General features: G+C 65.3%; 20 protein-coding genes. 9 read left to right on the top strand and 11 right to left on the bottom strand.

All coding sequences use genetic code 11. The features are described 5' to 3' along the window. Positions 1-131: 131 nt before the first annotated feature. Both F7R02_RS17565 and purU read left to right on the top strand, forming a co-directional pair. Positions 132-524 (top strand): XVIPCD domain-containing protein, encoded by a 393-nt coding sequence (locus F7R02_RS17565; protein WP_003489022.1) that lies wholly within the window; start codon positions 132-134, stop codon positions 522-524. A 211-nt stretch (positions 525-735) separates the two neighbouring features. Then, complete coding sequence (gene purU, locus F7R02_RS17560) at positions 736-1614, top strand: formyltetrahydrofolate deformylase (protein WP_016848804.1); 879 nt, start codon at positions 736-738, stop codon at positions 1612-1614. Positions 1615-1777: 163 nt separating this feature from the next. On the opposite strand, the gene F7R02_RS17555 is transcribed toward purU, so the two are convergent. After that, a complete protein-coding gene (locus F7R02_RS17555; RefSeq protein WP_003489018.1) occupies positions 1778-2461 on the bottom strand; it encodes a response regulator in 684 nt (227 codons plus the stop codon). After that, positions 2458-3837 carry a sensor histidine kinase efflux regulator BaeS gene (gene baeS, locus F7R02_RS17550; RefSeq protein ID WP_078588989.1) on the bottom strand — a complete coding sequence of 460 codons (1380 nt, stop codon included), beginning with the start codon at positions 3835-3837 and terminating at the stop codon, positions 2458-2460. The genes F7R02_RS17555 and baeS overlap by 4 nt, the downstream gene beginning before the upstream one ends. Positions 3838-3997: 160 nt before the next feature. Here baeS and F7R02_RS17545 point away from each other — a divergent pair, with 160 nt between their 5' ends. From F7R02_RS17545 to F7R02_RS17535, 3 genes are read left to right on the top strand one after another with little or no spacing between them, the layout of a single operon-like run. Beyond that, a complete protein-coding gene (locus F7R02_RS17545; protein ID WP_078588987.1) occupies positions 3998-5221 on the top strand; it encodes an efflux RND transporter periplasmic adaptor subunit in 1224 nt (407 codons plus the stop codon). A 9-nt stretch (positions 5222-5230) separates the two neighbouring features. Beyond that, complete coding sequence (locus F7R02_RS17540; RefSeq protein WP_078588984.1) at positions 5231-8380, top strand: efflux RND transporter permease subunit; 3150 nt, start codon at positions 5231-5233, stop codon at positions 8378-8380. Beyond that, positions 8380-9843 carry an efflux transporter outer membrane subunit gene (locus F7R02_RS17535; RefSeq protein WP_078588982.1) on the top strand — a complete coding sequence of 488 codons (1464 nt, stop codon included), beginning with the start codon at positions 8380-8382 and terminating at the stop codon, positions 9841-9843. Before F7R02_RS17540 ends, F7R02_RS17535 begins: the two co-directional genes overlap by 1 nt. Before the next feature lie 61 nt (positions 9844-9904). Here F7R02_RS17535 and F7R02_RS17530 read toward each other — a convergent pair whose 3' ends face one another. The 5 genes from F7R02_RS17530 to F7R02_RS17515 form a co-directional block, all read right to left on the bottom strand. Then, positions 9905-11863 (bottom strand): choice-of-anchor X domain-containing protein, encoded by a 1959-nt coding sequence (locus F7R02_RS17530; protein ID WP_139370865.1) that lies wholly within the window; start codon positions 11861-11863, stop codon positions 9905-9907. Positions 11864-12287: 424 nt separating this feature from the next. Continuing rightward, entirely contained in the window at positions 12288-13166 is an 879-nt protein-coding gene (locus F7R02_RS17525; protein ID WP_016849367.1) for a methylenetetrahydrofolate reductase, read from the bottom strand. A gap of 130 nt (positions 13167-13296) precedes the next feature. After that, positions 13297-13524, bottom strand: a complete 228-nt coding sequence (locus F7R02_RS27240; RefSeq protein ID WP_268874966.1) for an epoxyqueuosine reductase QueH — start codon at positions 13522-13524, stop codon at positions 13297-13299. Then, the gene (locus F7R02_RS27235; RefSeq protein ID WP_268874964.1) at positions 13440-13952 is read right to left on the bottom strand and encodes an epoxyqueuosine reductase QueH; all 513 of its coding nucleotides are present in this window, start codon (positions 13950-13952) and stop codon (positions 13440-13442) included. Before F7R02_RS27235 ends, F7R02_RS27240 begins: the two co-directional genes overlap by 85 nt. Then, entirely contained in the window at positions 13952-14866 is a 915-nt protein-coding gene (locus F7R02_RS17515) for a LysR family transcriptional regulator (RefSeq protein WP_003489002.1), read from the bottom strand. The genes F7R02_RS27235 and F7R02_RS17515 overlap by 1 nt, the downstream gene beginning before the upstream one ends. Positions 14867-15056: 190 nt before the next feature. Between F7R02_RS17515 and msuE the strand changes: the two genes are divergently transcribed. The 3 genes from msuE to F7R02_RS17500 all read left to right on the top strand — a co-directional run bounded on the left by msuE (position 15057) and on the right by F7R02_RS17500 (position 17825). Then, positions 15057-15644, top strand: coding sequence for an FMN reductase (msuE, locus tag F7R02_RS17510; RefSeq protein WP_016849365.1), 588 nt, complete (start codon positions 15057-15059; stop codon positions 15642-15644). 140 nt (positions 15645-15784) lie between these two features. Further along, positions 15785-16768, top strand: a complete 984-nt coding sequence (locus F7R02_RS17505; protein ID WP_078588980.1) for a DUF1852 domain-containing protein — start codon at positions 15785-15787, stop codon at positions 16766-16768. A 28-nt stretch (positions 16769-16796) separates the two neighbouring features. Then, positions 16797-17825 carry a methionine synthase gene (locus tag F7R02_RS17500; RefSeq protein ID WP_003488997.1) on the top strand — a complete coding sequence of 343 codons (1029 nt, stop codon included), beginning with the start codon at positions 16797-16799 and terminating at the stop codon, positions 17823-17825. Positions 17826-18022: 197 nt separating this feature from the next. Here the strand turns inward: F7R02_RS17500 and kdgT are convergent, their stop codons facing one another. The 3 genes from kdgT to F7R02_RS17480 all read right to left on the bottom strand — a co-directional run bounded on the left by kdgT (position 18023) and on the right by F7R02_RS17480 (position 22295). Continuing rightward, a complete protein-coding gene (gene kdgT / locus F7R02_RS17495; protein WP_078588995.1) occupies positions 18023-18979 on the bottom strand; it encodes a 2-keto-3-deoxygluconate transporter in 957 nt (318 codons plus the stop codon). Between the two features lie 153 nt (positions 18980-19132). After that, on the bottom strand, positions 19133-20590 hold the full coding sequence (locus tag F7R02_RS17490) for an OprO/OprP family phosphate-selective porin (RefSeq protein WP_078538037.1): 1458 nt from the start codon (positions 20588-20590) through the stop codon (positions 19133-19135). A gap of 826 nt (positions 20591-21416) precedes the next feature. Continuing rightward, positions 21417-22295, bottom strand: a complete 879-nt coding sequence (locus F7R02_RS17480) for an SDR family oxidoreductase (RefSeq protein WP_078588978.1) — start codon at positions 22293-22295, stop codon at positions 21417-21419. Positions 22296-22431: 136 nt separating this feature from the next. On the opposite strand from F7R02_RS17480, the gene F7R02_RS17475 reads away from it, so the two are divergent. Then, the gene (locus F7R02_RS17475; protein ID WP_003488983.1) at positions 22432-22863 is read left to right on the top strand and encodes a winged helix-turn-helix transcriptional regulator; all 432 of its coding nucleotides are present in this window, start codon (positions 22432-22434) and stop codon (positions 22861-22863) included. A 187-nt stretch (positions 22864-23050) separates the two neighbouring features. Here F7R02_RS17475 and F7R02_RS17470 read toward each other — a convergent pair whose 3' ends face one another. Further along, on the bottom strand, positions 23051-23326 hold the full coding sequence (locus tag F7R02_RS17470; protein ID WP_033485907.1) for a hypothetical protein: 276 nt from the start codon (positions 23324-23326) through the stop codon (positions 23051-23053). Positions 23327-23587 lie beyond the last annotated feature (261 nt).

Here is a 23587-nt window from a genome sequence, read left to right as displayed (position 1 = left end):
TGCAGCAGACCTTCTAAAATGCCGGCTCGTTACGGCCGCCGCTCCAGGGAGGATGCGATGCGACACCTGCAGATCACGCTCGGTTTGACCGAGCGCGCGCCGCGCGCACTGGCTTGCGCCGGTGGCGCACGATGACCGACGCGCCGGTCGTCAACCAGGGCCCGGTGGGTCCCGACCATCCCGAGCACCCGGACCACTACCTGTTCGCACAGATCCGCGAAGCGGTCGGCGTGCTGGACGCCGAGTTAGGCAAGCCCGTGGACGAGGCGAGCGAGCGCATGGCCGCGCGCCTGCTGCCGCTGGCCAAGCAGCATGGCTTCGATCAGGTGGACTATGTGGTGCTCAGCCGCCATCTGGGCGAAGTCGGCGAGAACGTGTTCCTGGTGCGTGGCGAGCTGTCGGACCCGGCGCATCTGCGTGCACACATCACCACGCAGGAAGCCATGGAAACATCGGTGGACGCATCGCTTGCGCAGCTGGACGAGATCAACCGGCGGCTGATGCTGCGTTTGCCGCCGCGCTGAGTGCCATTGCCAGACGTGCATGGCGGTGTCGCGCAACCGGGATCGGTGCACGCACTGCACTGCCGGGCTATACGTCCTTTTGGCTGCACGTCATCTTGCAGCGCGAGCGCAACGCAACCACGGTCAGAGCGTCAAACATCGGCTGGATCGCACGCCCGTTTTCGCACCTGTTCGCACGGCAAAAGTTACCGACGCAAGCACTGCGTCGGTGATGTCGCGCATTGGCTATCATGCGCCGATGCGCTCCGACTACATCCTCACCCTGTCCTGCCCCGACCGTACCGGTATCGTCTATCGCGTGACCGGGCTGCTGTTCGACCTGGCCTGCAACATCCTCGACGCGCAGCAATTCGGCGACGACGAAAGCGGCCGATTCTTCCTACGCGTGCACTTCGACAAACCGGCAAAGACCGACATTGCCGCCCTGGAGCAGCGCTTTGCAGTGCTGGCTGACGAATTCCAGATGGCATGGCAACTGCACGACGCCCGCCGCCGCGCGCGCCTGCTGGTGCTGGTGAGCAAGCAGGGCCATTGCCTCAACGACCTGCTGTTCCGTGCGCATAGCCGGCAGCTGCGCGTGGACATCGCCGCAGTGGCGTCCAACCACACCGATTTCGCCGCACTGGCCGGCTCCTACGGCATCGCCTTCCATCATCTGCCCGTGAGCGCGGATACGCGCGCCGAACAGGAAGCGCAGTTGCTCGCCCTGGTCGACGCGCTGCAGATCGACCTGGTGGTGCTGGCGCGCTACATGCAGATCCTGTCGCCGCAGCTGTGCCGGGCACTGGCCGGGCGCGCGATCAATATCCATCACAGTTTCCTGCCCAGCTTCAAGGGCGCGCAGCCGTATCACCAGGCGCACGCGCGCGGGGTCAAGATCATCGGCGCCACCGCGCACTACGTCACCGAAGATCTGGACGAAGGCCCGATCATCGAGCAGGACGTCGCCCGCGTGGACCACGCCATGACCCCGCGCGACCTGGTCCGCCTGGGCAGCGACACCGAATCGCTGGTGCTGGCGCGCGCAGTACGCCGCCACGTCGAACACCGCATCGTGCTCAACGGACATCGCACGGTGGTATTTCGTTGATACCGGGATTCGGGAATCGGGACTCGGGAATCGCAAAATCAAAGGCTAGGCACTTGCCCCCGACAGTTTCGTTCCGCAAGTCGATGTCAAACTACAAGCGTCAGACGCGCCGAAGAGACGCAGCAGCCCCCCGCTCCTGCTCTACCGATTCCCCATTCCCCATTCACGGCTCAAAGCGATACCCCGCCCCATAGACCGAACGGACCCAGTCCTCGCCGCCGGCGTCGGCGAGTTTGCGGCGTAGATTCTTGACGTGGCTGTCGACAGTGCGGTCGGTGACGATGCGGTGGTCGGCGTAAAGCCGGCCCATCAGTTGCTCGCGCGAGTACACCCGCCCCGGGGCCGCGGCAAGGGTACGCAGCAGGCGGAATTCGACCTGGGTCAGGTCCAGGGCGCGACCGTCCACGCTGGCGCGACAGGCGTCTTCGTCGATCTGCAGGCCCGGTGCCGGCGCGCCGTGGGGGTCGTGGCGATGCCGGCGCAACACTGCCTGGACGCGCGCCACCACTTCGCGCGGGCTGAACGGCTTGCAGATGTAGTCGTCCGCGCCGATCTCCAGGCCCAGCAGGCGGTCGATTTCCTCCACGCGCGCGGTGACCATGATGACCGGCACTGCGCTTTCATTGCGCAGGTCGCGGCAGATGTCCAGGCCGCCGCGGTTGGGCAGCATCAGGTCCAGTAGCACCAGGTCGGGCTGCTGCGCGCGGAATGCGCCCAGCGCTTGCGCGCCATCGGCGATCCAGTCGTGCGAATAGCCGGCCGCGTGCAGGTACTCGCCCAACACCGCGGCCAGGCGCGGTTCGTCCTCGACGATCAGCACATGCCCGATCGGGGACGCGCTGCTCATGCGACCAGCGCCGGCAGGCGCAGCACCATGCGCAGCCCGCCCAGTGCCGAAGCCTCGGCGTGGATCGAGCCGCCATGTGCCTCGGCGATGTTGCGGCAGATCGCCAGGCCCAGGCCGCTGCCGCCGCTGGCACGATTGCGCGAGGCCTCGGTGCGGTAGAAGCGTTCGAACAGCCGCGCGCGCTTGTCCGCATCCACGCCTGGCGCGCTGTCTTCGACCACCATCTCCAGCACCGCGCCGCGGCGCACGCAGCGCACCTGCACCGTGCCACCGGCGTCGGTGTAGCGCAGCGTGTTTTCCAGCAGGTTGCCCAGCAGTTGCTGCAGACGGCGTTCGTCGCCGTCCACCTGCAGCGGGCCGGCACCGATCTGCGCCTGCACCTGCAGCTGCGCGGCGGCAAAGCGCGCGCGCAAGCCGTCCAGCACGGTCGCCAGGATGACCGCCAAATCGACGGGAGCGCGCCGATACGCCAGCGCACCGACATCGGTCAGCGACACGTCGTACAGGTCCTCGATCAGCTTGCCCAGCTGGCCGACCTGCTGGTGCAGCGACCCCAGCGAGTTGGGTGTCATCGGCCGGATGCCGTCCTGCAGCGCTTCCAGTTCGGCGCGCAGGACCGCCAGCGGCGTGCGCAACTCGTGCGAGATGTCGGCCATGAAGTCGCGTCGCGCGCGTTCGTTGTGCTCCAGCGCTTGCGCCAGCAGGTTGAAATCGCGCGCCAGCTGGCCCAGTTCGTCGCGCGCCGCGGCGTCGATGCGGGTGGCGTAGTCGCCCGCAGCGAGCAGGTGGGTGGCCTGGGTCAGGCCACGCAGGCGCCGCAGCAAGGTGCGCGACAACAGCCAGCCGAGCAGCGCGGCGACCAGCAGGCAGGCGCCGCCGATCGCCCACCACGCGCGTTGCTGCGCGGCGTAGAAGCGCGCGTCCGCCGCCGCCAGCGCCCTCTGGAACGGCAGCATCGCCATCCAGCCGACGTTGCGGCCGCCAACCACCACCGGGCGCAGGATGTCGTGGCGGCCGACCTCCGGATTGCCGATCACCGGCGTGTAGTCCTGGTCGAGCAGCGCGAAGCGAAACACCGCACCGGTCTGGTCGGAAATCGGCGGCGCCTCGCGTGGCGGGCCGGGTCCACGTTCCGGGCGCATCAGCACGAACCAGGCATCGGGGTTGTCGCGCACGAACTCCCAGTTGCCGTGCCGCGCGTATTCGGCCCTGACCCGCGGCAAGGTCTCTTGCATGCGCTCCACGCCCTGTTCGTTGAGATAGTCCAGGAACTGGCGTTTGACGAAGGCCTGCACGGCGATGCCGTTGATCAGCAGCACCGCCACGCACGCAGCGAGGATGGCGAGAAACAACTTGGCGGTGATACCCAATTTCATCGAAGAGGTGATGCGAAGCGCGGTAACCGCAGCTGCTGCGTATTAGCCGGGTCGCGGCAGTGGAAATCAAGCGCGTTCATGCCGCCGCCGGCAATCTCCAAATTTGCTGCACATTCGCGCCGTAGCGTGGCCACATTCGGATAAACCGTGAGTTCGCCGCATGCTGCCCGTCGCCGCCCATCGTTTTCGCACTGCGTCCCTGCGCTGGCTGTTGCCCGCCGCCGTGACCACGCTCATGGCCGCGTGTTCCTCCAGGCAGCCGCCGCAGATGCCGCAGACGCAGGTCGGTGTGCAGACGCTGAAGGTGCAGCGGCTGGCCGTGGACCAGACCTTGTCCGGCCGCACCGTGGCCTATGTCACCTCGGACGTGCGCCCGCAGGTCGGCGGCATTGTGCGCAAGCGGCTGTTCACCGAGGGCCAGGACGTCCAGGCCGGGCAGGTGCTGTATGAAATCGATCCGGCCAGCTACCAGGCCGCGTACGACACCGCCAAGGGCGATCTGGCGCAAGCCGAGGCGGCGGTGTTGTCGGCCAGACCCAAGGCGCAGCGCTACCAGACCCTGGTCGGGCTGGATGCGGTCAGCAAGCAGGACGGCGACGATGCGTTGGCCACGCTGCGCTCGAACGAGGCGGCGGTGGTCGCGGCCAAGGCGTCGTTGCAGACCGCGCGCATCAATCTCGACTACACCCGCATCACCGCGCCGGTGTCCGGCCGCATCGGCACCTCCAGCTACACGTCGGGCGCGCTGGTCAGTGCCGGCCAGAGCGAGGTGCTGGCCACCATCAATCAACTCGACCCGATCTATGTGGACGTGACCCAGTCCAGCGCACAGCTGCTGCAGTTGCGCCGCCAGCTCGACGCCGGCCAGCTCAAGGCGGTGGACGGCAAGGCCGAGGTGACGCTGCAACTGGAGGACGGCAGCACCTATGCACACAGCGGCACGTTGGAGGTGGTGGATGCCGCGGTCGATACCGCCACCGGCACCGTCAAGCTGCGCGCGGTGGTGCCCAATCCCGAGCGCCTGTTGCTGCCGGGCATGTATGTCACCGCGAAACTGTCGATGGCCGTGGACGAGCAGACCATCCTGGTGCCGCAGCAGGCGATCAGCCGCAACAGCAAGGGCCAGGCGGTGGCGCTGGTGGTCGGCAGCGACAACAAGGTCGCGCAGCGGGTGCTGACCACCGGCGATGCGATCGGCGACAAGTGGGTGGTGCGCCAGGGATTGAAGGCTGGCGACAAGGTCATCGTGCAGGGCTTGCAGAAGGCGTCGGTCGGTGCCGAGGTCAAGGCCGTGGACGTGAGCCAGAACGCTGCGGCCGGCACGGCCGCCAACGCGTCGCCATCCACGCAGGGCGCCGCTGCGGCGGCGCCGAAGGCCGACTGAGGAACCGCCATGGCCCGTTTCTTCATCGACCGTCCCATCTTCGCCTGGGTCATCGCGATCGTGATCACCCTGGCCGGCGCGCTCTCGATCCTGTCGCTGCCGCTGGAGCAGTATCCGGACATCGCCCCGCCGTCCATCAACGTCAGCGCCACCTATACCGGCGCCTCGGCGGAGACCGTGCAGAACTCGGTGACGCAAATCCTCGAGCAGCAGATGACCGGCCTGGACCACCTGCTGTACATGTCCTCCAGCAGCAGCTCCGCCGGTACCGCCTCGATCACCCTGACCTTCGATTCCGGCACCGACCCGGACACCGCCCAGGTGCAGGTGCAGAACAAGGTCTCGCAAGGCGAGGCGATGCTGCCGGAGGCGGTGCAGAGCAATGGCGTGACCGTCACCAAGTCCACCGGCAGCAGCATGTTCATGGTGCTGGCCTTCACCTCAGAAGACGGCAGCATGGACAGCACCGATATCGGCGACTACATGGTGTCCACGCTGCAGGACCCGATCAGCCGGCTCAACGGCGTTGGCGGGGTCAACGTGTTCGGCTCCGAATATGCGATGCGGGTGTGGCTGGATCCGGAGAAGCTGCACACCTACGCGCTGATGCCCGCGGACGTGAGCAACGCGATTTCGGCGCAGAACGCCGACGTCTCCTCGGGCGCGCTGGGCGCGTTGCCGGCGGTGCAGGGCCAGCAGCTCAACGCCACGGTCACCTCGCGCAGCAAGCTCAAGACCCCGGCGCAATTCGAGGCGATCGTGCTGAAGTCGCAGCCCGGCGGCGCCACCGTGTATCTGCGCGACGTGGCGCGGGTGGAGCTGGGTTCCAAGTCGTATGCATCCAGTTCCAAGTACAACGGCAAGTCGGCCTCGGGCATGGGCCTGGAGCTGGCGACCGGCGCCAACGCGCTGGATGCGGCCAAGGCGGTGGAAGCCAAGCTCGAACAGCTCAAGCCGTACTTCCCCACCGGGCTCACGTACGAAGTCGCCTACGACACCACGCCGTTCGTGCGTATTTCCATCGAGGAAGTGGTCAAGACCCTGCTCGAGGCGATCGTGCTGGTGGTGCTGGTGATGTACCTGTTCCTGCAGAACTGGCGCGCCACGCTGGTGCCGGTGATCGCGGTGCCGGTGGTGCTGCTGGGCACCTTCGGCGTGCTGGCCTTGCTCGGCTATTCGATCAACACGCTGACCATGTTCGCGATGGTGCTGGCGATCGGCCTGCTGGTCGATGATGCCATCGTGGTGGTGGAGAACGTCGAGCGTCTGATGAGCGAGCAAGGCATGTCGCCGCGGCAGGCGACCTACACCTCGATGGGACAGATCTCCGGCGCGCTGATCGGCATCGCCCTGGTACTGACCGCGGTGTTCCTGCCGATGGCCTTCTTCGGCGGCGCCACGGGCGAGATCTACCGTCAGTTCTCGGTGACCATCGCCGCGGCGATGCTGCTGTCGCTGCTGGTGGCGCTGACCCTGAGCCCGGCGCTGTGCGCCAGCCTACTCACGCCGATCGAGCAGGGCGGCCACGTATCGCGCAAGGGCCTGCTCGGGCGCTTCTTCGGTTGGTTCAACGTGCGCTTCGACCGCGGCGCCGATGGCTATGGTCGCGGTGTGGGCAAGCTGATCGGCCATCGCAAACTCGGCGGGCTGGTCTATCTGGCGCTGCTCGTGGTGATGGCGCTGTTGTTCTGGCGCCTGCCCAGTTCGTTCCTCCCCGACGAAGACCAGGGCATGTTGATGGTGATGTTCACCACGCCGGCCGGCGCCACCCAGCAGCGCACGCAGCAGTCGATCGACCAGGCTTCTGAGTTCATCCTCAAGCAGCCGGAAGTGGCGGGGATGATGACCATCTCCGGCTTCAGCTTCGCCGGCAGCAGCCAGAACTCGGGCATGGGTTTCATCAAGCTCAAGGATTGGGCGCAGCGCGATGCGCCCGCGCAGGAGATCGCCAACCGCATCACCGGCGCGATGATGGGCACGCTGCTCGATGCGCAGGTGTTCGCGCTGTCGCCGCCGGCGATCAATGGCCTGGGCAGCAGTTCCGGCTTCACCCTGGAGCTGCAGGACGTGGCCGGCAAGGGCCACGACGCGCTGGTCGCCGCGCGCCAGCAGCTGCTGCAGCTGGCCAGCGCCGACAAGGACATGACCGCGGTGCGCTTCAACGGCCTGGAAGACGCGCCGACCTACCGCGTGCAGATCCACGACGCCAAGGCCGGCGCGCTCGGCCTGGATGCGTCTGACATCAACACCACGCTGGCCACGGTGATGGGCGGCAGCTACGTCAACGACTTCCTCAACAACAACCGGGTCAAGCGCGTCTACGTGCAGGGCGAGGCGCGCGCGCGCATGCTGCCCACCGACATCGGCCGCTGGTACGTGCGCAACAGCAGTTCGGAGATGGTGCCGTTCTCGGCCTTCTCCAGCAGCGCATGGGCGTATGCGCCGCAAGTGCTGAGCCGCTTCAACGGCGTGGAGTCGATGGAGATCACCGGCAGCGCCGCCACTGGCATCAGTTCCGGCGAGGCGATGAACGGCATCGCCGCGCTGGTAGGCAAGGTCGGCAAGGACGTCAGCTACGCCTGGTCGGGCATGTCCTACCAGGAGCAGGCCGCCGGCGCACAGACCTGGATGCTGTACGCGGTGTCGCTGGTGTTCGTGTTCCTGTGCCTGGCCGCCCTTTACGAGAGTTGGTCGATCCCGATCTCGGTGATGCTGGCGGTGCCGGTGGGCATCGTCGGCGCGCTGCTGGCAACATGGCTGCGCGGGCTCTCCAACGACATCTATTTCCAGGTCGGCCTGCTGGCGACGATGGGCCTGTCGGCCAAGAACGGCATCCTGATCGTGGAGTTCGCCAAGGAACTGGAAGAGAAGGGCCAGCCGCTGATCGAAGCGACCTTGCATGCCGCGCGCATGCGCTTGCGCCCGATCGTGATGACCTCGCTGGCGTTCCTGCTCGGCGTGCTGCCGATGGTGGTCAGCAGCGGCGCCGGCTCCGGTGGACGCCATTCGCTGGGTACCGGTGTGCTCGGCGGCACGCTGGTCTCTACGCTGCTGGGCATCTTCTTCGTGCCGTTGTTCTACGTGATGGTGCGCAGCGTGTTTCCTGGTAGGGCGTCTGATCACGCGACAGCCGCTGAGACGTCCGAGGTGGCCCCGTGATGCGCTGCGGCGTTGCAAGTGTGGCAGCGGCCTGCGCCATCGCCTTGAGTGGCTGCGTCAGCATGGCGCCGCGTTACGCACGCCCGGATGCGCCGGTGCCCAGCGTGATCGGCAGCACCGGCAGCACCGGCAACGCGGATACCGGCACGCCGAATGCAGCCGCTCTGGATTGGCGGCAGGTGGTGACCGATGCGCGTCTGCAGCAGGTGGTCGCGCTGGCGCTGGACAACAACCGCGACCTGCGCGTAGCATTACTCAATATCGAGCAGGCACGCGCGCAGTACCGCATTCAACGTGCGAACCTGTTTCCCTCCGTCGATGCCACCGTCTCGCACACCGCGCAGCGCGCCGCGGCAGCGACCAGTTTCACCGGCGCGGCGCAGGTCATCCGCAGCGCCAGCGGCGAGGTGGGCATCAGCAGCTGGGAGCTGGATCTGTTCGGTCGCATCCGCAGCCTCAAGAACGAGGCCCTGGAAAGCTATCTCGCCAGTGAGCAAACCCAGCGCAGCACGCGTCTGAGCCTGGTGGCTGAAGTGGCCAACGACTGGTTGACCGTGGCTGCCGATCAACAGCGCCTGGCGCTCGCGCAGCAGACCCTGGACAGCCAACGCAAGACGCTGCGTCTGACCGAGCTGCAGCACGACAACGGCATCGTCTCCGGTCTGGATCTGGCGCAGATCCAGACCAGCGTGGAAAGCGCGCGCGCTGACGTGGCCAACTATGCCACCCAGCTGGCGCAGTCGCGCAACGCCTTGAATCTGGTGGTGGGCACGTCGGTGCCGGTTGCGTTGTTGCCTGCCAGCGATGCGATCGAGACAGGCGTGGCGCTTGCGCCGTTGCCTGCACAGCTGGAATCGCGGGTGTTGTTGCAGCGCCCGGACGTGCTGTCGGCCGAACACACGCTCAAGGCCGCCAATGCAGATATCGGCGCGGCACGTGCGGCCTTCTTCCCCACCATCTCGTTGACCGCCAATGCCGGGCGCGGCAGCGATGCGTTATCCAGCCTGTTCGATGGCGACCATACGTGGTCGTTCTCGCCCAGCGTGAGCGTGCCGATCTTCCGTGCCGGCGCGTTGAAGGCCGAACTGGATGTGGCCACGTTGCAAAAGGACATCACCATTGCGCAGTACGAATTGGCGATCCAGACCGCCTTCAGTGAAGTGGCCGATGCACTCGCCGAACGCACGCAGCTTGAAGAACGGATGCATGCGCAACAGGCAATGGTGGACGCCGCACAACGCAGCTTCAGCCTATCGGATGCGCGCTATCGCAATGGCGTGGACAGTTACCTGGTGGCGCTGGATGCGCAGCGCACGCTCTACAGCGCACAACAGACACTGATCAGCTTGCGGCTGACCGAGGCGAACAATCGGGTGACCTTGTACAAGGTGCTGGGTGGTGGCGCCGATGCACAATCGGCCGTGGCATCAACCCAAGGCCCGGCGCCAGCCCTGCAGCGCTAGCGCCGGTTGCAACGCGATGGCCGGCGCACGCCCCGGCCATCGCACCGCAGGTCAACCCGCCTTACCTCGCCGCATTCGCATTCATCACTGCATTGCGGTTGGCATCCAGATACTGCGCCGGGTCGCGCATGCCGGTGGTGTGGCATTGGCCGGTGGTGTGGCCGCGATTCACGCCACCCGGCAGCTGCGCATTGACCTGCTCCACCGTGCCGTCTTCCGGGTCGTTCAACACCAGATCCGAGGCAGCGTTGCAGTAATCGTTGGTGTACCAGTTGGTCTTGGCGAACGAGGTGGTGTAGTAGTTGACCTTGGCGCGTGCATCGGCCGGAATGCCGGCCAGCCAGGCCTTGGCGCCGTCGTAGGTCATGTCGCTATTGGTGCCGCAGCCCACGCCGAACCAGGAACCCACCGCGGCCAGCACCCCAGACAGATTGGTACCTTGATACGGCGTGCCCACCGACTGCATCACCCGCCCACCGGTGGCGTTATCCAGCCCGCTCCAATAGTAGGTATACAGGTGCAGCGCAGCCATGCCGCCCTGGCTGTGCGCCACCGTAGAGAACGACGACCATTGGCTGGCGAACTGGGCAAGTCGCTGCGCAAACTGGTCGTTGCTGCGGTTCTGCTTGGCATCCAGGAAGGTCGAGGCATTGGTGAATTGCGCCTGCGGCCACACACCGTTGGAGCAATAGCCGTGCACCAGCACCAATTGCGAGCCGGCGGCCTGAGGCTGTGCCGTCGCCATCGCGGAAGCCAGTGCAGTGGGGCGGGGGCCCATGCGCATGCTCTCGTCGATCGCCGTGCTGGCGCGGGCGACACTGGCGCGGCGTAGCGCAGGCACTTGCAACGGCAGCGCGCCGGCCTGCACCAGCGGAATGTAATGGTCCGGGTCTTCGATGCGCAGGCTGCGCAGCGTGAACGGTGCCCGCGCACCGGCACGCGCAATCCAGCGTTCGTCCAGGCTCAGGGGCAGCTGGCCTTGCTGCGGCGTCAGCATGCCGCCGATCCAGGCCACCGGTACGTCCTTGCCCTTGGCATCGGTGCCCCAGACCTGGCCGAACACCCTGTAATGCGACGGTGCGTTGCCACGTGCAGCGACCGGTAGCGCAATCGTCAGTCGCGTGCCCTCGGCAGCGCGTGCGCCCAGGGCATTGCCGAGCAGGCGCAGCGACGTATCCACCACCGGCACCACGTGCTCGCTGGTCCGCACGAACGGCTGGCCAGCCTGGTCATGCCCATGCACGATGACCTGCGCAATCCAGGTGCCCTCGCTGGTCGGTTGGAACGTGCCGCCGTACACGCCATCGCCAGCGGCGCCATCGCCGTGCTTGCCGTCATCGGCCATCGGCAGGCTGCGCACACCGCCTTGCGGGTCGATCACGCGCAGGCTTGCCTGGTCGATCGTTCCGGCTTGTGCGGTCAGCAGCGTGGCGCCGCGTGCATCGTTGCCGCTCAGCAGCGCGTTGAGCGTGAGCGATTGGCCAACCTGCTGCTGACGCGTGCGCAGGTACGAAGCAAGCTGCGTGCGCGGATCGCCTTCCATCAGCACGTAGCCGCGCTGCGCCACCGGCGAGGACGACTGCAGCGTCAACGACCATGCGCCGTTGCGCGCCGACTCCACGGCGTAGCGCATGCCGCTGGTGCCGTGCTCGGCGGTGCCCAGCAGCGTGCGCTGCGCGTGCAGCGGTGTCGCCACCGCCGTGGCGCGTGCGCCGGCAAGCTGAGGCGCAGCCACTGCTGCATCCCAGGCCTGATCGCCGGACAGCACCATGAAGCGCAGGTGCCCGTTTTCCACCGGCAAGCTGCCTTGCCAGCGCGCGGATTGACCGGCCGGTGCCAGTTCCACCGGCAGCAACGCACTCTTGGACAAAATCGCCGACTCGGCCGGATCTGGCGCACGCATCTGCGCGAACTCCTCCGGTGGGCCAGCCAATTGCTTGGGCTGCAACTCGGCTGCCGCAAGCGGTGCAGAGAGCAGTGAGAGGGAGCACAACAGCGACAACAGCGACGGCTTCGGCATGGCAAGATCTCTCCGTGAGCATTGCAGAAGCGATGCCATCGCGCACGGCAACGACATCGGATGCAGCGCCCCCCTCGCCGCGATTCGTGGATGGTTATACCGCGCTCTTGTGACAGGTCTGCTGTGCACTGCAACACTCACGGCGCTGCGTGCATGTCGCTAGAAAGTAAACGACACCGAGTGCGATCAGGGTCGCGGACGCGGCGTTGTCGCAGGGAAAAGCATGCAGCGATGAAGACCGAATTCCCCTTCAATCTCGTGCACTGCCGCTGTAGCGGCCAGATTGCCTTGACCAGCATGGGACGCAGCGCATTCAGCCGCTCTCGTCCCGGCCAGCATCGCCACGGACCCATCGCCCGATCAGTAGCGGTGTGACCGCCTCAAGCCCACGTTGACTGGCACACAGACACGTTTGTCTTGACGCCTAATCCGCGGCCACGGAGCTAACCCGATCCTGCGACGCCTCGCACGAGCGATAGTGCGCAACCCACTCCACAGACTGGGCGATGCCGCCGAACGGGAAGAGGTGCAAGCGGACATCTCCATGCGCTTCCGTCAGGCGGCTGACGAGGCGATCGACAAAGCGATCCGGCCCTGCGTTGCCGAATAGCTTGCCAATGGAGATGCCATAGTTTGAGAGCACCGACGCGCAGGCGCCGACCCCGCAGCTTGCCGCATAGCGTGCGAGTACGGCGACACTGGCAGGACCGGGCACGCCCACCCGCACCGGATGCGTCATGCCGCGCGCGCGCAGCGCTTCCAGCCATGTCATGACGATGTCGGCATCGAACCCGAACTGCGTCACGATCAGGGGCGCCATGCCGCGCTCCTGAATGCTGCGACATTTGCGTTCCAGCACGTCCCATTGTTCTGTCGTGCGCATGATCGGATGTCCCTCCGGATGACCCGCCACGCCGATGGTGCGGATGCCTGAGCGTTCGAACACACCCGTCTCGATCAGCGACACGCTGTCGGCAAACGGTCCCTTCGGAGTGGATGGATCACCTGCGATCACCAGGCAGCGGGTGACGTCGGCCTCACCGACCAGGCGCGCGACAACTGCCTGCAGTTCCTCGAGCGAGCCGATGCGACGCGCGGAAAGATGTGGCACGGGTTCGAAACCAAGGCGACGCACCCTCTGTGCTGCGGCCAGCCGCGCAGCCTCGGTTTGGCCTGGCAAGTAGGGAATGAACATGTCCGAGCCAGGCAGGATGCGCGGCGCCGCATTGGTCAGCGCGCCGATGTCCTTGACGCTGACCTCCAGCGAATAGGTGTCGGTAATGGTGCTGGCACCGCTCGGCATGTCTGCAGGAATCACGGGTCTTGCGGTCTTGTCATGATGATCGGGTGACATCGCCACGACGCGCTGATCGAGCGGGAGGAGCCCCAAATTCACGTGTGGTCGCCGCTGAACTGGCGAAGGCTCAGTCTTGCTACTCGTCATCGCCATAGAACTTCACGCCGAGTTGAATGCGCTTGCGACCGCTGTCCACACGATGCCGATTGGTATCGCGCAGGGAATAGACGCAACCGCAGTATTCCTGTTGATAGAAGTTCTCGCGCTTGCTGATCTGAATCATGCGCGAGGCGCCACCACCCTTGCGCCAGTTGTACTCCAATACATCAAGCCGGGATACTTGGCCGCAGCGCGCATGCCGCAGTCGTTGATTTGCTGCATGTTCTTCCAGCGCGAGATACCCAGCGAACTGGTGATCACCGGAAAACCGTGCTCGTGGGCATACAGCGCGGTGCGTTCGAAGCGCATGTCGAAGCACATGGTGCAACGCACGCCGCGCTCAGGTTCGTTTTCCATCCCGCGTGCCCGCTCGAACCAGTTGTCCCGATCGTAGTCGGCGTCGATGAAGGGCACGCCGAACTGTTCGGCAAAACGCACGTTTTCGTCCTTGCGCAACTCGTATTCCTTGCGCGGATGAATGTTGGGATTGTAGAAAAAGATGGTGTAGTCGATGCCGGAGGCCAGCATCGCCTCCATGACCTCGCCAGAGCACGGCGCGCAGCACGAATGCAGCAAGACCTTGGCGTGGCCGTCAGGCAGTGGAAGTGGCATGCGTTGGGCAGTGGCGTCCATCAGTGGGGTCCTTGCGGATAGGCAGTGGCATTGGCCGGCGCACGCGCCAGTTCGATGAAGGCGCGCAGGTAATCGATTGCGATGTCCGCCTCGCGCGCGCCCAGATAGATCTGCTTGGGGATGCCGCGCGCACCCAGCCGCACCGGCACCACGTCCATTCTGGCCGCATATTCCTCGACCAGCCAGCGCGGCATGGCGGCCACGCCGCGGCCGCTGGCCACCATCTGCATCATGATGTCGGTGGTTTCGATGGCCTTGTGGCGCCGCGGCGTGACGCCGGCCGGCAACAGGAATTGGCTGTAGATATCCAGGCGCTCAAGATCCACCGGGTAGCTGATCAGCACCTCGCGTGTGAGCTGCTGTGGCTTGACGTAGGCCGCCGACGCCAACGCATGGCGCTTGGCCACGACCAGCACCTGCTCATAGTCGAACACCGGCTCGAACCTGAGTCCTGGCTTGAACAGCGGGTCGGGCGTGACCAGCAGATCGATCTCGTAGCCGAACAACGCGCCGATGCCGCCGAACTGGAACTTCTGTTTCACATCCACATCCACATCCGGCCACGTGGCCAGATACGGCGCCACCAACTTGAGCAGCCACTGGTAGCAGGGATGGCATTCCATGCCGATGCGTAGCGCACCGCGCTCGCCTTGGGCAAACTGCCCCAGCCGCTCTTCAGCCAGGTCCAGTTGCGGTAGCACCCGGTTTGCCACCGCCAGCAGGTACTGGCCGGCCTGGGTCAGGCGCAGGCTGCGCCCCTCGCGCAACCAGATGTCGGTGCCCAGCTGCTGTTCCAGCTTCTTCATGCTGTGGCTCAGCGCCGACTGGGTCAGATTCAACACGCCTGCGGCGGCAGTCAGCGAGCCTTGCTGCTCGACCTGCTGGACGATGGTGAGATGGATGCGCTCAAGCATTCAAATGATCCGAATTCATGGATTGTTGAAATAACACCATTTTACTTCATTGAATGCGAGCCCTAGCATCGGGACTCGTTGTTCAGTCGCTGCTGTGTGAGCGGGTTCGGACGCACGGCGCGGCCGATAGGTCGGGCCGCAATCTTCCTGGCGCACTGCACGACGTCCCCACTGCGTAAGGTTGCCTAGCATGACTGTCAAACACCCACTCCGCGTCGTCGCGGTTTCCGGCGGGATGCAACGCCCCTCCAAGGCTGTTGCCCTGGCAGAACACCTGCTGGAGTTGATCGCCGATCAGGTACCGTGCGAGCGCCATCTGGTCGAAATTGGGGCGTTGGCACCGCACTTCGCTGGCGCGCTCTGGCGTACCCAAGTCCCTGGCACGGTGGAGCAGGCGCTCTGCCTGGTAGAGCAGGCCGACGTGTTAGTGGTGGCAACGCCGGTCTACCGCGGCTCGTTCACCGGACTGTTCAAGCATTTCTTCGATTTCATCGATCAGGACGCCTTGATCGATACCCCCGTGCTGCTCGCCGCAACTGGGGGCAGCGACCGCCATGCGTTGGTGATCGACCACCAGCTACGCCCGCTTTTCAGCTTCTTCCAGGCACGCACCTTGCCGCTGGGCGTCTACGCAACCGACCGCGACTTTCTGGACTACCGCGTGCACAACGACGCGCTGGCCGACCGGGCCAGGCTGGCGGTGCAGCGGGCACTGCCGCTGATCGAGCTGACGCGGCATGCGCGGTCCAGCGCCGCGCAGGGCGTGGCTGCGGCCTGAGGGCCCAGTTCGCGGTAGCCAGGGAACCGGATCGGTCGGCAAGCGCGTACTGATCCACTTCCCGGCCTGCATGCCGCCGGCATTACCCATGACGCAGCGCATGCGCGCGTCCCATCTTAGAAACAAGGCATCGGTTCGCAATGACTCACGTATTGAATTTCACCATCAAGAGCCTGCGCTTCGATGAGGACTACCACCCCTCGGCCACGACGCGCAACACGACCAACTTCGCCAACCTGGCCAGAGGTCAGCGACGTCAGGAAAATTTGCGTAACACGCTGGCGATGATCAACAACCGCTGCAACGATCTGGCGCACTGGGATAACCCCAACCGTGACCGTTACGCGGTGGAGCTGGACATCATCTCCGTCGAAATGCACATCGGCGAACGCGCGCTGGACGATGCGTTTCCGTTGATCGAGATATTAAAACCCACCATCGTCGATCGGCATACCGGTGCGCGCATCGACGGCATTGCCGGCAATAATTTCTCTTCCTACGTGCGCGACTACGATTTCAGCGTGCTGCTGCCAGCGCACAACCAAGATGCGTCCGGCTTCAACATCCCGGACGATTTTGGCGACCTGCACGGCAAGCTGTTCAAGCACTTCGTGCACTCGCCCGCGTACTGCGCGCACTTCCGCAAGCCGCCGGTCATCTGCATCAGCGTCTCCACCAGCAGAACCTATCACCGCACCGGAAACCGGCACCCCATCCTGGGGATCGAATACCGGCAGGACGCGTTTTCGTTGACCGACCAGTACTTCGAAAAGATGGGCCTGCAGGTGCGCTATTTCATGCCGCCCAGCAGCGTTGCGCCCTTGGCGTTCTACTTCTTCGGCGACCTGCTCGGCGACTACACCAACCTGGAGCTGATCGGCACCATCGCCACGATGGAAACGTTCCAGAAGATTTACCGGCCAGAGATCTACAACGCCAACGCTGCAGCAGGGCCGACCTATCAGCCGAGCCTGAAACATCAGGATTATTCGTCCACCCAGATCGTCTACGACCGCCAAGAGCGCAGCCAGCTCGCCGTGACGCAGGGCAAATTCACCGAAGAGCATTTCATCCGGCCCTACGGCAACCTGCTTGCGCAGTGGGCGTCCAGCCACGCTTCCTAATCAACCAGAACGCACGACATCCCTCATCATGACAAAGCTGCTTCCCACCTCAACCGCCGGTAGCCTGCCCAAGCCGTCCTGGCTCGCCCAGCCCGAAACGCTCTGGTCGCCCTGGAAATTGCAGGACGCCGAACTGATCGAAGGCAAGCAGGACGCGCTGCGTTTGTCGCTGCAGGAACAGCAGCACGCCGGCATCGATATCGTCAGCGACGGCGAACAGACACGTCAGCATTTCGTCACCACTTTTATCGAACATCTCAGCGGTGTCGATTTCGAAAAACGCGAGACGGTCAGGATTCGCGACCGCTACGACGCCAGCGTGCCGACCGTCGTCGGCGCGGTCAGCCGTCCGAGATCGGTGTTCGTGGACGATGCCAAGTTCCTGCGCCAGCAGACCCGCCAGCCGATCAAGTGGGCGCTGCCCGGCCCGATGACGATGATCGACACGCTCTTCGATGCGCACTACAAAAGCCGCGAAAAACTGGCATGGGAGTTTGCCAAGATCCTCAATCAGGAAGCCAGGGAACTGGAAGCCGCCGGCGTGGACATCATCCAGTTCGACGAACCGGCCTTCAATGTCTTCTTCGACGAGGTCAACGACTGGGGTGTCGCCACCCTGGAGCGCGCGGTGGAAGGTCTGAAGTGCGAGACCGCCGTTCACATCTGCTATGGCTACGGCATCAAGGCCAATACCGACTGGAAGCAGACGCTGGGTTCGGAGTGGCGCCAGTACGAAGAGTCGTTCCCCAAGCTGCAGACATCCTCGCTGGACATCATTTCGCTGGAATGCCACAACTCGCACGTGCCGATCGATCTGATCGAACTCGTTCGCGGAAAGAAGGTAATGGTCGGCGCCATCGACGTGGCAAGCACGACGATCGAAACGCCGCAGGAAGTGGCCGAGACACTGCGCAAAGCGCTGCGCTTCGTCGATGCCGACAAGCTCTATCCCTCCACCAACTGCGGCATGGCGCCGCTCGCCCGGCACGTGGCGCGCGGCAAACTCAGTGCGCTCAGTGCGGGCGCGCAGATCGTGCGTGGAGAACTGTCGGCTTAGCCCAACTGCCACCGCAGTGCGCCACGTGCCGTCGGGCGGCCTGGCGTATGCGTGAACGCGACAGATGCCGGCCGTGCACATCGGCCACATGAGCGTCGGCGGCTGCGCACCGGCGTCGACTCGTTCCGGCGCCATGCATGCCGCAACGCTAACGGCCCGGGCATCCCATCGCAGGCTGCATGGCGCCAGCCCGGCTCTCAGCCGCTGCGTGCACCGCCACGGCGTGCATACAAGGTCGTCAGCAGCGGCACCAGCAACGAGGTGACGATGACCGCGCTGGCCACCAGCGCCGTCGCGGCCGGCGCTGCGGGTGCGAATTGCGGCGCCATGCCGGCGATCAGGGCCGGAGTGGCCACGGCGGCACCGGCCGTGCTGGAGGCGGCCACCCCGGCGGTGCCGTTGCCGCCGCCGATCCAGCGGTCGGCCAGCAGCAAGGGCAGCCCGGTGATCACGACGACCGCCACGCCCAGCAGCACGCCACTTGTGCCGGTGTGGGCGATGATCGACAGATCCAGCGTGTTGCCGAGCGCGAACCCGAAGAAAGGCACTAGCGTCTTGGTCGCCTGCGCGAAGAACTGCCGCAATTCCGCGTCGAGGTTGCCCAGTGCAAAGCCCAGCAACAGCGGCAGCACCGCCCCGACGAACAGCTGTGGTTCGAAGCTGGCCAGGCCGCTGGCACCCAGGATCAGCATGGAGATCAGCGGGCCCGATTCCAGCGACATCAGCACCACTGCCCCTGCGTCTTCGCTGCTGCTGTATTGCTGCATCAACGCGGCGTACAGCCCGCCGTTGGTCATGTCCATCGCAGCCACCAGCGCCAGGACCGACAGCCCGGCCAGCGGCCCGCTCGACACACCGCCGATGGGAAGCAGCGGTGCGCACAGGACTGCGACGAGCCAGGCCACCGCGATCTTGGTCAGTACCAAGCTGCCCGAACGGCGCAGCACCCGTCCGGAGGCGCGCAGCTGGATGGTTGCTCCCATGCAGAAAAACCACACTGCCAGGATCGGAACCGTGCCGCTGATCAGGCCGTTGCGGAAAGACCCCAAGGTGCTGCCGGCCTGCGGCCAGAGCGTGTGGCAAAGCGCCCCGAGCAACAAGGGGACCAGCATCATCCCGCCGGGAAGCCGCTCCACCGTGGCCTTGATACGCATATGCGTTCCAGTGAGCGCGTCACCACGCGCGGGGCTGGCAGCATCGCGCAGGCACCTGCGTGCATGCAGATCCCGGCGCGAACGCACGCAGCCGCACACGAATGCACCGGTCATGACCGCCGCCGCAGCCATGACCGGCGCTGCCGACCCTGCTCAGTAATTGACCTGCAACTGCAGGCGCAGCAAATCGCCTTCAACGACCGGATACGGTGCGGTGCCGACGTCGGTGCGCTTCATCTTCGAGTACGCGAACACCAGTTCCAGCGCATCCATCGGCTGCCATTCGACACCGGCTTCCACTTCGTCCAGACGCATGCGCGGGGCATTGGTGTCGAACTTGGAGCCGCCGCGGTAGGTCTGCCATTTCAGGTAAGGCAGCAAGGTGCCGTAGTTGAAGTCGTGCTTGAACATGGCCTGCACATAGCCGCCGCTCAGCGAGCGGGTGCGGATGCGGCGCTGGGCCACATCCAGTTCCGGGCCACGGCCCACTGTCCACTCCGCCTGCAGGCCGAACGGCTGCGGGTAATAGATGATGTGCGCGGCCACGCGCTGGTCGGTATAGCCATTGGGCTCGGTGATGGCCGGGGTAAAGCTGCGGCCGCCGATATTCACTGCTGCCGCAGTCGGCACGAAGCGGCCAGCGTAGGCGTCGGCGCCCACTTCCAGATACTGGCCGTTGGCGAACTTGAACGGGTAGGTGGCGTGCACCACCGCGTGCATGCTGTCGTTACGCTCGGCGCGGTTGGCGCCCTGGCCGTTGTACACACCGGCACCGATCACGCCGTAGTCGCCCGACCCCTTCAATCCCGACTTGACCAGGTCCTGGAAGCGGCCCTTGGCCACGGTGGGGCTGTAATAGAACACCGCACCGATATCGCGTTCGTCGCGCAGGCCCGAGTTCAATGCATCGGCGCGATCCAGCGAGAGCCGGTTCTGGCTGGACTGCAGATTTTCCCAGCCGTACGGCATTTTCGACTGACCCACACGCACACGGTATTCGCGCTTCTTGTCGAAGAAGATATCGGCGTAGGCGTCGCGCAGCTGCGCAAAGTTGGAGGTGGTGGAACCGGTGGGCGTGCTGGCAAAATCCGGCTGGAAATACAGCGACACATGCTCGTTGAGATCGCCACTCAGCACCAGGCGCGCACGGCGGATGCCCAGGCTCTGGTCGTTGCCGATAAAGCGGTCGCCCGGCGCGCGCAGGTCCTGCGCATCGCCGCCGATGCCCTGGTTGTAACGGATCTGGGTGTAGCCGCGCAGGCTGAGTTTGTCGTACCACTTCTTGCCGGCGTCGCCGGACTTGGCCGGCGCTGGCGTTGCAACCGGCGCCGGCATAGGCGCGACCTGGGCAATGGCAGTGTCGGCGGGCGTGGCGGCGCCCGGCGCGGGCGGCAGCGGTTGTGCGGGCACGGCCGGCATCGCCGATGCCGGCAGCTTGCCGTTTTCGTCCACCTGCACGAAGGTGCCCAACTTATCGCGACCTGGCGCCGGCTCGGCGAAGATCTGCTTGGTCTTGCGGTCGACGTACAACTCCAGCTCGGCGGCCAGCGTGCTGCCGCTGGCGGTCGCGCTGAGGGCGCACAGAACAGTGGCGAGATTGCGTTTTTTCATTGGTCCGGCTCGTGCAAGGGAAACGGGTCGGCGGCTGCGTCGATCCGGTGCTGCCAAGAGGGCGGCTGCACGGCGTGGAAGCGCCTGCCAGGCGCCGGTCGTCCTGACGTAGCGGCAATGGCAGTAGTTATATTTAGATTTGATGTCAGTTTGGTGACACTGCCGAACCTCGCTGCCGCGCCCTTGTGTCACCGTCGTGTCGGGGCGATGGCAGTTATGCGACCAACGTGAGGCGAGCCCAGCTGCGCGCGATGGGATGAAGGTGGTCGAACAGAACTGCATCCGGAACTGCGGTCGTGGCATCACGGAGACCGCGCACGCCCTTCCATGCTTTCGGTGTTGCGCATCGTCGATGGTTGCGCGCCATTACCTGCTGGACTCGCCAGCGCGGCGCGTCTGCGCCACCATTGAGCTTTGCAGGCACGCAATTTTCGTCGGCGTCGGCACGGTCACGCTGCGATCTGCGGCGCCCGGGAGTGCGTCGCGCAGTGTACAGGCTGTGCATGTCTCTGGCGTTGGCAGCAACCCGGTGCCGCACCGGCTCGATCACCGCAGCACGCGTTGACCAACCGAGTTGCACGTTTGCTGATCGGTCGTTAATGCAGCGCCACTGCCCACCGCCTCGACCAATGCCGTTGGCCCAACGCACTGGCGAGCATCCCGACACACGCAGCCACGCCGACCAGCCGGCCATCGCTGCCGGTCGCATATCGGTGAAGCACCACGAGGTTCGCCGTGATCCCAGGCGGTCATGGCGCACCTGCTCAACGACGCGCGAACCACTGCGTGCCGAACGGCTCGGCAGCGCAATGGTCCCGGCCGTGACTCAGCGCGCTGCGAGTGCCGCCGCCACCGCGTCGCGCAACGGCGTGGTGGGGCGGCCGATCAACCGGCTCAGCGTATGGCGATCATCGAACAGGGCGCCGCCGCGCGAAGCGGCCGAGCACTGCGCCAGCACCTGCGCAAAGCCGGCCGGCAGGCCGATCTGCACCAGCGCTGCCGCGTAATCGGCTTCCGGCAGGTCGTGATAGGCCACCGGCTTGCCCGACTGCTGCGCCACCTCGGCGGCGTACTCGGCCATCGTGAAAGCGGTATCGCCTGCCAGCTCGTACACCTGCCCGGCCTGTGGTGCATCCGACGCCAGCACTGCTGCAGCGGCCGCGGCATAGTCGGCGCGCGTGGCGGCGCTGATCCTGCCTTCGCCCGCACTGCCGATCACTGCGCCGTGGGCGACTTCTGCAGCGATCGAGCCGGTGTAGTTCTCGATGTACCAGCCATTGCGCAACAACGCGTGCGGCACGCCGCTCTCGCGCAGCAGCGCCTCGGTGGCCACATGCTCGGCGGCCAGCGACAGCGTGCTGGTATCGGCATGCAGGATGCTCGTATACGCCAGCAGCTCCACCCCGGCGCGCTTGGCTGCCTCGATCACGTTGCGGTGTTGCGGCACGCGCTGGCCGACCGCATTGGACGAGACCAGCAACACGCGGGCCACGCCGGCGAAGGCCGTGTCCAGGCTTTGCGGGTTCGCATAGTCGGCCTGACGTACCGCGATGTCGCGTTTTGCGAACTCGGCAAGTGACGCGGTATCCCGGGCCGTTGCTACGATGCGGTTTGCAGGCAGATGGCCAAGCAGCGCTTCGACCACCAGCGCACCCAACTGCCCGCTAGCGCCGGTGACAAGAGTCAGGGGGGATGTAGAGGTCATGACGGGCTCCGGTAGGTTTGCATAAGAGATTTGGTCTACTATCTAGACCTAACTGATCGCCTGCATAGTGTCAGCGCCGCCCAGGCCTCCGCAAGGAGGCAGTTTTGCTCCCCCTGGTTACCGTGAGATACCCCACGTGAATGCGATTGCCCTGTTCCCGCCGCCGCCGTCCCTGGAAGGACCCTTCGACGCCACCAAGTGCCCAGTGCGCGATGTGCTCGACCAGATCGGCGACAAGTGGACCCTGCTGATCCTGCTGACGCTGATCCCCGGCCCATCCCGCTTCAGTGCCATCCAGCGCGCCGTGCCGGACATCTCCAAGCGCATGCTGACCCAGACGCTGCGCAATCTTGAGCGCAACGGCATGATCACCCGCAAGGTCTACGCCACCAAGCCGCCGAGCGTGGAATACGCGCTCTCCAAGCTGGGAATTGCGCTACTCGGCCCAGTCTCGCAACTGCTCACTTGGGCGGGCGAAAACCACGGCAGCATCCGCGCCGCCCGCGAGCGATTCGATCGCGCACAGCAGGCGGCAGTGGCGTTGGATCCCGACGAAGCCATGGCATAGGCGCGGCGCTGCGTCACCGCGATTCAAGCCAATGCGGTGACGTGGTGCAGCGGCGCTTCCGCGTGCGCCTCGGCTGTCGGCGCTGACTGCAGATGCGCTCGCGGCGTCCTGGCTTACATGTCTCTCATGTGCGGTTTGACGCGTGAGTCAGGCCGCGCTGTGAAGTGCTGTCGGGTGGAATGAATTGTTAGGGCGCCAGCCGGCGACGACACAGCTTCAGTGCAGCCCAGCCAACCGCGCCGCCAGCGGTGCCACCCCAAATGATGCCATCTGTGATGCGATAGCCAGTAAGGTGTGCCACAACGGCACCGATGACGAAGCCGGAAAGCGAGAACCAGGCAACCATCCGTCGGTCCGCCACGGCCTGATCTTCCGCGGCACGCCTACGACGAATCTGTTCTTGCGCCTCCAGATCCGGCTGAAGTATGGCCTGCGCGATTGCGTCTGCTTGTGACTTATCCATGCACTGATCCCCGAAAAGCGCGCTAGCGCTCGTAACCCCAAGCTGCCGTATTACTCATGAAGCTCCTAACGCTTGAATTAGCCGCGCGCGATGCGGGCTTGGCTTGAATGAATTTCTAGGCACCGGCCTAAGTAGTCGTCCCTGAAAAACCCCTGTCAAACCTCCATTGCCATGTTTGCGAGCCGCATAGTGCTTGAGCACGTTGAGGAACGCTCCCGCACCACCTGCAACCAGGCACGCAAAAAGGCGATCCAGCGCAGC

Source organism: Xanthomonas cissicola (assembly GCF_008801575.1).
GTDB classification, from domain to species: Bacteria; Pseudomonadota; Gammaproteobacteria; order Xanthomonadales; family Xanthomonadaceae; genus Xanthomonas; species Xanthomonas cissicola.
Note: the sequence above shows the minus strand (reverse complement) of the source record. Positions and strands in the feature narration are given on the sequence as shown.

Excerpts from the sequence above, each read along its gene's own strand:
- F7R02_RS17565 (WP_003489022.1), top strand. The coding sequence starts at position 132 with ATGACCGACGCGCCGGTCGTCAACCAGGGCCCGGTGGGTCCCGACCAT.
- purU (WP_016848804.1), top strand. The coding sequence starts at position 736 with ATGTCGCGCATTGGCTATCATGCGCCGATGCGCTCCGACTACATCCTC.
- F7R02_RS17555 (WP_003489018.1), bottom strand. The coding sequence starts at position 2,461 with ATGAGCAGCGCGTCCCCGATCGGGCATGTGCTGATCGTCGAGGACGAA.
- baeS (WP_078588989.1), bottom strand. The coding sequence starts at position 3,837 with ATGAAATTGGGTATCACCGCCAAGTTGTTTCTCGCCATCCTCGCTGCG.
- F7R02_RS17545 (WP_078588987.1), top strand. The coding sequence starts at position 3,998 with ATGCTGCCCGTCGCCGCCCATCGTTTTCGCACTGCGTCCCTGCGCTGG.
- F7R02_RS17540 (WP_078588984.1), top strand. The coding sequence starts at position 5,231 with ATGGCCCGTTTCTTCATCGACCGTCCCATCTTCGCCTGGGTCATCGCG.
- F7R02_RS17535 (WP_078588982.1), top strand. The coding sequence starts at position 8,380 with ATGCGCTGCGGCGTTGCAAGTGTGGCAGCGGCCTGCGCCATCGCCTTG.
- F7R02_RS17530 (WP_139370865.1), bottom strand. The coding sequence starts at position 11,863 with ATGCCGAAGCCGTCGCTGTTGTCGCTGTTGTGCTCCCTCTCACTGCTC.
- F7R02_RS17525 (WP_016849367.1), bottom strand. The coding sequence starts at position 13,166 with ATGCCGAGCGGTGCCAGCACCATTACCGACACCTATTCGCTGGAGGTC.
- F7R02_RS27235 (WP_268874964.1), bottom strand. The coding sequence starts at position 13,952 with ATGGACGCCACTGCCCAACGCATGCCACTTCCACTGCCTGACGGCCAC.
- F7R02_RS17515 (WP_003489002.1), bottom strand. The coding sequence starts at position 14,866 with ATGCTTGAGCGCATCCATCTCACCATCGTCCAGCAGGTCGAGCAGCAA.
- msuE (WP_016849365.1), top strand. The coding sequence starts at position 15,057 with ATGACTGTCAAACACCCACTCCGCGTCGTCGCGGTTTCCGGCGGGATG.
- F7R02_RS17505 (WP_078588980.1), top strand. The coding sequence starts at position 15,785 with ATGACTCACGTATTGAATTTCACCATCAAGAGCCTGCGCTTCGATGAG.
- F7R02_RS17500 (WP_003488997.1), top strand. The coding sequence starts at position 16,797 with ATGACAAAGCTGCTTCCCACCTCAACCGCCGGTAGCCTGCCCAAGCCG.
- kdgT (WP_078588995.1), bottom strand. The coding sequence starts at position 18,979 with ATGCGTATCAAGGCCACGGTGGAGCGGCTTCCCGGCGGGATGATGCTG.
- F7R02_RS17490 (WP_078538037.1), bottom strand. The coding sequence starts at position 20,590 with ATGAAAAAACGCAATCTCGCCACTGTTCTGTGCGCCCTCAGCGCGACC.
- F7R02_RS17480 (WP_078588978.1), bottom strand. The coding sequence starts at position 22,295 with ATGACCTCTACATCCCCCCTGACTCTTGTCACCGGCGCTAGCGGGCAG.
- F7R02_RS17470 (WP_033485907.1), bottom strand. The coding sequence starts at position 23,326 with ATGGATAAGTCACAAGCAGACGCAATCGCGCAGGCCATACTTCAGCCG.